General features: G+C 44.6%; 8 protein-coding genes. 1 reads left to right on the top strand and 7 read right to left on the bottom strand.

Going from position 1 to position 9,633, the window contains the following annotated elements:
• Positions 1–917 precede the first annotated feature (917 nt).
• The 7 genes from QZY09_RS04975 to QZY09_RS04945 form a co-directional block, all read right to left on the bottom strand.
• A complete protein-coding gene (locus QZY09_RS04975; RefSeq protein WP_295668971.1) occupies positions 918–1,220 on the bottom strand; it encodes a hypothetical protein in 303 nt (100 codons plus the stop codon).
• 92 nt (positions 1,221–1,312) lie between these two features.
• Positions 1,313–1,633, bottom strand: a complete 321-nt coding sequence (locus QZY09_RS04970; protein ID WP_295668969.1) for a hypothetical protein — start codon at positions 1,631–1,633, stop codon at positions 1,313–1,315.
• A 138-nt stretch (positions 1,634–1,771) separates the two neighbouring features.
• A complete protein-coding gene (locus QZY09_RS04965; protein ID WP_295668967.1) occupies positions 1,772–2,800 on the bottom strand; it encodes a class I fructose-bisphosphate aldolase in 1,029 nt (342 codons plus the stop codon).
• Positions 2,801–2,952: 152 nt separating this feature from the next.
• Positions 2,953–4,650, bottom strand: a complete 1,698-nt coding sequence (locus QZY09_RS04960) for a GMC family oxidoreductase (protein ID WP_295668964.1) — start codon at positions 4,648–4,650, stop codon at positions 2,953–2,955.
• 287 nt (positions 4,651–4,937) lie between these two features.
• Positions 4,938–6,137 (bottom strand): DUF3179 domain-containing (seleno)protein, encoded by a 1,200-nt coding sequence (locus QZY09_RS04955; RefSeq protein ID WP_295668961.1) that lies wholly within the window; start codon positions 6,135–6,137, stop codon positions 4,938–4,940.
• A complete protein-coding gene (locus QZY09_RS04950) occupies positions 6,137–6,703 on the bottom strand; it encodes a carboxymuconolactone decarboxylase family protein (protein ID WP_295668958.1) in 567 nt (188 codons plus the stop codon). Before QZY09_RS04950 ends, QZY09_RS04955 begins: the two co-directional genes overlap by 1 nt.
• 237 nt (positions 6,704–6,940) lie before the next feature.
• Positions 6,941–7,771 carry a sterol desaturase family protein gene (locus QZY09_RS04945; protein ID WP_295668955.1) on the bottom strand — a complete coding sequence of 277 codons (831 nt, stop codon included), beginning with the start codon at positions 7,769–7,771 and terminating at the stop codon, positions 6,941–6,943.
• Positions 7,772–8,127: 356 nt separating this feature from the next.
• Here QZY09_RS04945 and QZY09_RS04940 point away from each other — a divergent pair.
• On the top strand, positions 8,128–9,633 hold a 1,506-nt coding region (locus QZY09_RS04940; RefSeq protein ID WP_295668950.1), incomplete at its 3' end, for a tetratricopeptide repeat protein.

Below are 9,633 nucleotides of genomic sequence, written 5' to 3'. Positions count from 1 at the left end.
CCCCAAAACCCCAAAACCCCATCGATTGAAGTTTGAAATTTCTATATTTAAAGTTAATGGCAACCAAACCAGCAAATAGTACAAGCTCAAATACAACAGCATCCAGTACGTCCACAACTAGTACACCATCATCAAGTTCCTCATCATCCAGTACAACAGCCGCTGCTACCGCCACCTCTGCTCAACCCCTTGTACTAAGTGATGGACAAACTCCACCCCTTTTTAACATCTAAGGCTTCCTAACAACATAGTCTCAGAACACTTATGGGACAACTCCGACCTATTCCCCTCAGTATGCTTACACTGTGTCTGCACTTGCTCAGTAATGGTAGATGAATGGAGTAATGGGTGTTGCTGACTATAACTTTGGTGGTAAAATGTGGAATTCTTTTTACTATGCCTAGCAAGTAAACTTCAACGGTGTCATTCCCAGCGGCGGTGTACTACAAAGTTTCATCTAGTTTTAAAATTGGGATATTTCTACTTCAACCCCTTCTTACATGAACCTCTAATGTTAAGTCACAGTTGGAACGACAAACACATTTTCTGATACGGTGAGTTGTGGGTCACAAACACTGGCAACTACTCTAGGAGGACCAACTACAACTAAGGGTCAGGTCGCTTGTCCACAAGTTGATCAATTTGTAAACTCTAAGGACATATTTACTACGACAACCTATAAGGGTTGGACTTCCTACACATGCTACGCTTCAAGGTACCTCTAGCAGTAGGCTGGGACCATCCAACAAATCAAAATAGGTGACACAATCAATTTTATTTCGGGTTTCAAATACTTTTCTAGTTCATCTTTGACCACTCCAACAGCCTCAGGTAGTTCGACCAGCTCAAACTTGAATTGGGTTGTTGTTGACAGTGCAATGACTCTAGGAGTGTCAGCACTTGCTTCTCTATTTGTTCTAATAGCATTCTGATCTCTTATATTTATTTAACAATAAGGGAAATCGTTTAAACTTGCCGGCAAGCGGACCTAATAATTCGGCTGATGAATTTTCAATCAGCTGGTTAATAGTTTGGCCCTGCAAGTTACCGTTGCTGACTTTACTGGAGTGATCATCCCGGTCGCTTAAAATCCAGGCCTCGCCAATGAGGTCATCCGGGGGTAAGGGATTCGATAATAGATCAGACAATCTTCTTCCACCCCAGATCCTGTACTGGTAAATAGGGTCGAATTTTAAAGGATAAAGTACTGTTGGTGCCATTCAGGCTAATAACACCCGGCCATGCCTTAATGTTTGTAACAAGGTTAAAGTTTAGAAACAACCGACTGACAAATTATTTTTTATACAGGCGCTCAATTGGCAAGCCATACTGTTCCTATAATTTCGATCAATATGATTAAACAAAGCCATAAATAGAATTTACTTTCGCCCTTGATGAAAGCCGCAAGGAAAAAATTTATCACCATATAAATTCCCCCTGCAAAACCAATAAAAATGGCTGCGAACAATCCGCCTTGATTACCCGCCATAAAATGATCTTTATCAGGGTATTTATCAAACCGTTCACGGGATTCAATTCCTATTATTACAATCCATATGCAAATAGAAGTAAATACCAGCAAAAAGATGGTAGCCGGTATGTGTTTCGCTAAAGTACGGGTAAAGGTTTTCATTTAATTTTAGGCTGATACATTATATACCAATCGCACCCAAAATTAACATTTATTAAAACAAAGGCCGCAATAATCACTATAACACATACCAACGAAATATTAGCTCTATGATTCCGACTCCAGACTTAAGACTCCAGACTAAACAAACTCCTTCTCCATCTCCGGCGTGTACTCACCCCTTCGGGCAGCATTATCCAAACTGGCGCGATGATAAAGCATTTTTTGGGCTGCTACTACATTTTCATCCATACCCTGCCAAATTTCCATAGCAGGTTGCTGTATGGCCCGTGCGAAGGAAAAGGTGAGCGCCCAGGGTAGTTTACCCTTAAACTTTATATGCATAGCGTTAAGGTGCGCTGTTGCCCGCTCAGCCGATTGTCCGCCTGATAAAAAAGCCACACCGGGAACAATTGCCGGAACAGATTGTAACAGGCAGTTAACCGTAGCGTCAGCAACTTTATCAATGGTTGCCGGTTTTGGGTTGCTTAAACCCGGCAATACCATATTGGGCTTCAGTATCAGGTATTTTAAATTAACATTTTGTGCGTACAGTTGGTCAAACAACACATGCTGCACCCGCGAGGTTACATCAAAGCATTTTTTAAGGTCGTGCGGGCCATCCATTAAAACTTCTGGCTCAACAATAGGCACGATACCGGCTTCCTGGCAAAGGGCAGCGTAGCGGGCAAGGGCATGCATATTGGCTTCGATACAGCCCCTGCTGGGCAAAACAGCGTTTATAGAAATTACTGCCCGCCACTTGGCAAAGCGCAACCCCAGTTCGTAATATTTTGCCAAACGTTCCTTTAAACCATCCAGGCCAAGTGTAATTTTTTCGCCGGGAAAACCTGCCAGGTCAGTAGTACCTTCGTCTACTTTAATGCCGGGAACTATGCCGGCTTTTTTCAGGACATCAATAAATAATACGCCATCTTTTGTCGCCTGGTGAATAGTTTCATCAAACAAAATAGCGCCGCTGATGCATTGGCCCAATCCGGGGGTGGTAACGATCATTTCGCGGTAGGCGCGTCGGTATTCAATAGTTTGGGGGATCCCTGCTTCTTCAAAGCGCTTGTTGCAGGTACCTGTACTTTCGTCCATGGCCAGCAGGCCCTTATTGCCTGCAAATAATGCCTTTATGGTGTGGCTGAGTTCTTTTGTATTCATAAAAGATGATGCCCTGGTAGATGTTGGGATGCATCCTGCCCGTTTTACATTAAACAGTTTTCATGGAATACAAGTTTAAACAATAATTGTTTATTTAGGGTTAATTATTGCCACAATATTGAAATTCGCCAACGAACCAATGACCAATGAATCTAAAGATTCCCCTTTTTCAACTCATCAACAGCAAAATTGGCAGCCCTTGCAGTTAAGGCCATGTAAAGTATGGATGGGCTCTGATTGCCGGTGCTGGTCATGCAGGCGCCATCAGTAACAAACACGTTTTTACAATTGTGCAGCTGGTTATGCTCGTTTAATAGGGATGTTGCAGGATCTTTACCCATGCGGCAGCCACCCATTTCGTGGATATCCAAACCCGGCGCCTGTTTATTTTCGTTGGTTTCGACGTTTTTGCAACCGGCTTTCTCCAGCATATCGCGGCTTTGCTTTAAAAAATCCTGGATCATGCGCTCATCATTATCATCATACTCCACCGAAGTAATAAGCAATGGGATGCCCCACTGGTCCTTTTGATCTTTGCTAAGGCGTACATGATTACTTGCTTTGGGGACTGTTTCGCCCTGCATATACATGTACAGGCGCCAGTTGCCGGGCTCGGTTAAGGCATCCTTATAAGCTCCGCCAATCTCATTGCCCGGCACAACATCCGGGTGATTAGGCCTGTACGCGCCCATAAACGTAGTAAATCCACCAAAATAATCCTTTTCGTGCCGGTGCAGGTTGGTATAATTGGCAAGGATGAGTTCGGTAGGGTTTCGCCCGAAATAGTAGCTATCGGCAAAGCCATCCACCGTAGCGGTGATAGATGCCCGGTAGTTCTGAAAAGCGACATATTTACCCAGCAAACCGTTATCATTACCCAAACCATTTGGGAAGCGATTAGAAGTAGAGTTTAACAGCACTAAATTGGTATTGAGCGCTGATGCATTCACAAAAACGATCTTCGCCGAAAACTCAATTACTTTTTTGGTATTGGCATCAATCACCCTTACGCCACTGGCTTTGCCTTTTTGCTCATCATATAGGATAGAATGCACCACCGAAAAAGGCCTTATGGTTAAATTGCCCGTACGTTTTGCCCATGGCAAAGTTGAACTGTTGGAACTAAAATAACCGCCAAAAGGGCAGCCGCGCATACACTCGTTACGGGCATGGCATTTGGCGCGGCCCTGGTCCAGGTGGATCTGGTTGGGTTGCGTTAAATGCGCCCAGCGGGCATGTACAAGGTGACGATTGGGGTAGTTTTGTTTGATGCTTTGGCTCAAATGCGATTGCACCGCATTCATATCAAAAGGTGGTAAAAACTCGCCATCCGGCATGGCCTCAATACCATCCTTATTGCCGCAAACGCCGATAAATTTCTCCACGTGCGAATACCAGGGCGCAACGTCTTTATAACCAATGGGCCACTCGATACCGTAGCCATACTTTGCCGGGTTGGTGAACTCAAACTCGCTCCAGCGCTGGCAGGCACGACCCCAGGTAAGCGATTTACCGCCCACCTGGTAGCCGCGGATCCACTCAAAAGGCTTTTCCTGGATATAGGGATGATCTTTATCTTTAATAAAAAAGTGTGCACATTCCTCGCCCAAACCAGCTGCTTTGCTGATGTAGGGATTTTCCTTTAAATACTCCAGCGTCATCTGGCCGCGGTGTTTAAACTCCCAGGGATCCATGGTGGCGGTGGGGTAGTCTTTAATATGTTCCACATCCCGACCGCGCTCCAGCACCAGGGTTTTTAAGCCCAGTTCGCAAAGTTCCTTGGCGGCCCATCCCCCGCTGATGCCCGAGCCGATCACGATGGCATCGTATGTTGTTTGTTCTGTTAGCATGAAGTTTAATTGGTGGGGTAAAGGTAGGGGTTTGGTTGGAATTGATTGTAATTGGGTTGGATTAGGTTGATTGAGTTTGTTAATGGGTGTTCGTTCGTTTTTGGGTGAAACAGGGGATAAAACAAACGGACGGATTCTGTTTTCATTTTTTTGTCATTGCGATCCGCCAATGGGCGGAGGCAATCGCGAACTATTCAGGCGGTTATGCAAAGTTCGCGATTGCTCTGTCGTTCCCTGCCGGCAGGCAGGCTCCTCGCAATGACAAATCTTATGTTATTTCCTCAACCTTATTCCTTCCAAAACAAAGTATTCGGGTGAAAATGTTTCCAGCTGTGCCAGTACTCCTGGTAGGCTTGTATTTTGGTTAATTGGGTGCCTTTCAGGCTTCCGGCGGTGCTTAATCCATCCCAATCCCAGGTGGACGCTGTTTCAAGGTCAGTTAAATTGCCGGCTGTATCCGCCTTAAAGTGCAGGGTTTTGCCGTGTACATAGCTGTTAAAAGCGTGGTAGGTAAGGCTGTCGGGCTCAATGGTTACTACCACCGGGGTAACGGCCACCTGGTCGTTCAGTACCCGCTTTTTAAACAGGTGGCGCCAGTCGTACGCTTTTGCCTGCCCATGTACAATAACACTCAGCACCCAGCTTTTGCGCATCAGGGTATCCTTGTTTTTTATCGTACTATCTTTATCTACATATTGCAGCCGGTCGTAATTTTTCAGGTCGTTGTAATCGCTGATAAAATGTGCATCGGACTGCAGGATGAGCGAGTTAGGATATTTTGCCAGCCATGATTTCAAAGTGGCCTGCTCGTAAGGCAGCTCTTGTAAGTGTTGCCCCTTCAGTTTGCCCGCCGCAGCCAGTCCTGTGGCCTGGTACCACCAGGTTTTGGTACCCTCATCCTCAATAATAGCGTTATAGTGCCTTGCCCCTACCAGCCTGAAGTTTTGCCTTTTGCCATTAACAATGGGGCTGTAAACCCTGCCTGTACGGCACATGGTGCAATAAGTAACCAATACAGGCAGCTTGCCTACATTGTCCTGCACTTTATGGTGATAGCCCAAATAATCAACCGGGTAGGCTTTTGCCACGCCATCGTTCACCACACCGATCACCACAAAATTTTCGGGCACTTTATTATCGGCAGCAGTGGCGAATTTAATGGTGTGCGGCTCCTCAAACATCGTCGACGCTTTGTAGGCAAAATCGGTATAATAAAAACTAACCAGGCAAATTGCCAGCACCGAAGCTTTAACAATCTTCGCTGTTTTGGTGTTTTTGGGAAAGTATTTGATCAGGTACCAGATTAGCATCATTATGCCTGCCGCCCTTAAGGGCCATACTGTTTTTTCAAGATAGTACGATACGGTCATCGCATTCAATTCCTGACTGCCCGGGAATGGCATCAACAGGTAAGCATGTATTAAACCGGGGACAACAAGCAATATAATGCCCGCCCAAAAAAGCCATGGATTAGTTTGGTTCTTCATTATTTAGTTTCATTCAGGCTGGCATACCTGTTAGGCGATGACAGGTAGCCGTTGTTTTTGAGGATATTAGCCAGCCTGTCGTAAAAGGCCGGTTCAGTTGGGGTAACACTTGCCAGCCCGTCAACATATTTGTTATACAGGCAAAACAGCGCGGCAATCAGTACGGTATCATGCAGTTCCATATCCGTAGCGCCTGCCGCCCGGGCTTTGGCCACAAGGTCAGGGCTAACGGTACGTGCATCGGCTTGTACACGGCGGGCCACCTCCAGCAATTGTTTCATCTTATCGCTCACAGGTGCATTTTCCGGGTCGTGTTTTACCATTTCGGCGGTTTCGTGCTCGCCCAACAGGGCATTGGCTGCAGCGGTATGCGCAGCAGTACAAAACTTGCACTGGTTGCCAAAAGAGGTTACGGTAGCGATCAGTTCGCGCTCGCCTTCAGTCAACGTTGATTCGCCCCGAAGCAAGATTTGCGTTAGCTGCCTGATAGGCAAGGCGGTATCCTGCCGAAAATTCAGCAAACCAGTAATACCGGGCAAGTTCTCGTCTAAGGGAATATGAGGCATTGGTTTATTAATCGGCTGTAATTTAGTGGTAAATGTTGTAAATTGATACAAATGTTCCAAATTTTTGTCGGGAACCCGGATTTTAAGATTTATGAAAAATGTCGAATTACTTAAATTCTTTAATTCGGCAAATTAAAGTTTGGGGATTGCACAGGGGCACGGGTAGCTTAACGCTTTGGCCCAGGCTAAAAATCGCGCCTGAAAATAGGATTGCAATACCTGGTGTGTTACCTGTTTTTATCCTTTATCGTTAATTCCGCCACCCTCATTTGTTTTCTTAAAGTTGAGAAAAGGGCTCTTCAGGAGAAAAAATAAGCGCTGTTGCTCCGGTCCATCAAATTCTTCTAAACCATATTTGATGTCCTTTACAGGCAGGTATTTAAATGTCCCATATAATTTATCCCACACAATAAAAAGATTGCCGTAATTTGAATCTGTAAATTGCTGGTCCTTGTGATGGTGTACCTTATGAAAGTTAGGGGAAGCAAATATTTTACCCAACACTTTATCCGTCCAAACAGGAAATATAAAGTTGCTGTGTTGTGCAAATAAAAGTGGGATATACAATACAAAATAGAACAGAACTACACTAATATCGAGTCCAAAAATTGCCGCGGCTACAATTGACATGGCACTATCCAGCAAGGCGTCAAAAGGATGAAATCGCAGCGCGCTTGTACTATCCAAACTATTATCACTGTGGTGAACACGATGTAAGCGCCAAAAGAAAGACGATAAATGATACAGCCGGTGTGCCCAGTAAAAGGTAAAATCAAAACATACCAGGCCAATAACCAGTTTTAGCGGATATGGAATTTCGATGATATTAAATAAACCGACGTGATGCTGGTCGATCCATTGAAAGCAAGCAACCATAACAAATGCCAAACCAAAGTTAACCATCACATAACCCAGCTGGAGCAGAGCACTATTTAATAAGTGCCGGGGACGGTTCTTAAATTCAAAAGTCGTATTCAACACTTCTTCCAACGTATAGAAAACGACTAAAGCAATAATTGCCAGTAAGTTTTGGTCAAAATTGATGATTTTTTGAAAAATTGCCTCCATTTATAAATCGATTAAAAACAAATTGAAAATGCAAACTAATTGGGGCTGACCAATTGTATAATTACATGAAGTTGATTTGTAGTTTTATTATATAATACTATCAAATATAGGCTGTAAAGTATAAATAATAATTCATTATTCATAAATAATATTTCAGTATTATCTCTGCAGATGTTCCGCCACGAAACTCTGATATTTGCTTGATCACTGCCCGTCAATAACATGTTTCTTACCTTACCATGTTCCCTGTTTGAATTTAGTTGGGTAACGCTACGTAAAAAAATATACGTATAGAACGGTATTGACCCCCTATTGCAAATTATGTAGGTTTATACTTCCACTAACCACCTCATGCTATGACCACCAGGATATTTGCTTTTCTATTTTTTATAATGGCAGGCTTACTGGCCTCTGCACAAACCGCTAAGGAAAAAGCTGCAGCGCTGCGGGCTGAATTAAGAGGTGAAATTGCACGTGCCTGGGATACCAATATGTATAACTGGAACATGGAAAAAGCAAAAAAGGCTTTGCGAATGGACGATTGCGCTGAAGCCTACCTGCTACGCGGAGAATGCTACCGCGACCTGAAAAAATACGATGATGCCATCGTCGATATTAAAAAAGCCATAAAGCTCGATCCGCAGTATATCGATGCTTATCTCACGCTCGGCAACTTCTATAACTCGCAGGATAAAAGCACAGAAGCGCTTGAAAATTTTAACAAAGTGCTTGAACTGTCGCCCGGTAATGCCGACGCAACCCGGGGTATTGCAGTTAGCTATTACACCTTAAAACGCTGGGACGAATCGCAGGCGCTATTCACCAAATTAATGGATGCCGATAAAGATAAAGCGCCCTGGTACTATATTTTAGGGAGGCTAAACCTTGACAGGGGCAAATACCGTGAATCTGTTGATTGGTTTAGAAAAGCGCTTGCCCTGACGCCCAAAGATGAATATACCCGCGAATACCTGAACAAGGCCCTGCAACTACTGCCGGTTGACCAAAACATAGCGACTGCGGATAATAAAAACAGGACAGTAGCACAAGGTTGTAAAAGCGGAAATTGCAATACCGGCGACGGCCTTGCATACCTGAAGAGCACTGACGGCAAAAACTCGTGGCAATATAAGGGGCACTTCGTTAATGGCTTACGCAATGGACAGGGATCTTCAAAGGATTCAATAGGCGGCGATAAACCCTACCTCATTTGTTACGAAGGGAACTTTAGCAATGATAAAAAAGAGGGCAAAAGCCGCGCATTTAAAAAAACGTGGAATGCCGGCAAAAAAGCCTGGGTTACGGTAGTGGAGTGGGATGGCTTTTTCAGCAACGATGCCTTAAACGGCGATGCAAAAGTGAGCTTTTTTGATGCATCCGGCAATGGCGATACCATTGCGGTGTTATCGGGCCGTTACCTGGATAACGTTCAAAAGGAAGGAAAGCGCACTTATATTCATTATAGCGATTATATGAACGGAACCTGGACCAGCAATGATTGGAGCCGGCCAACAGCCACGGTAACTTTTACACCTAAGGGCACCCACGATGTGATTGAAGGCATGTTTAAAAACGATGATAAAGACAGCCCCTTTGATTGCGACGGCAAATATTACAGCGTACGCAATAAAAAAGCCAAAACCTATCCCTTTAAAGCCGACGGGCCCGCCTGGTTATACACCATTTACTGGCCTATTGCAGCGGCTGATGCCATAAGAATTGTAGACGGCCCCGGCGTATCGCTCGAAGAATTTGACCGGCAGGAGCAAGCGCGGCAAAACTACAGCCAAACCGGCAACAATACTACCCAGGTAACACGTAAGGTGCAACGCATCCGTACCACATGTTCGGTATGTTTTGGG

Origin of the sequence: uncultured Mucilaginibacter sp. (assembly GCF_903913935.1) — a bacterium.
Lineage (GTDB): Bacteria > Bacteroidota > Bacteroidia > Sphingobacteriales > Sphingobacteriaceae > Mucilaginibacter.
This window is presented reverse-complemented; position numbering and strand designations above follow the sequence as displayed.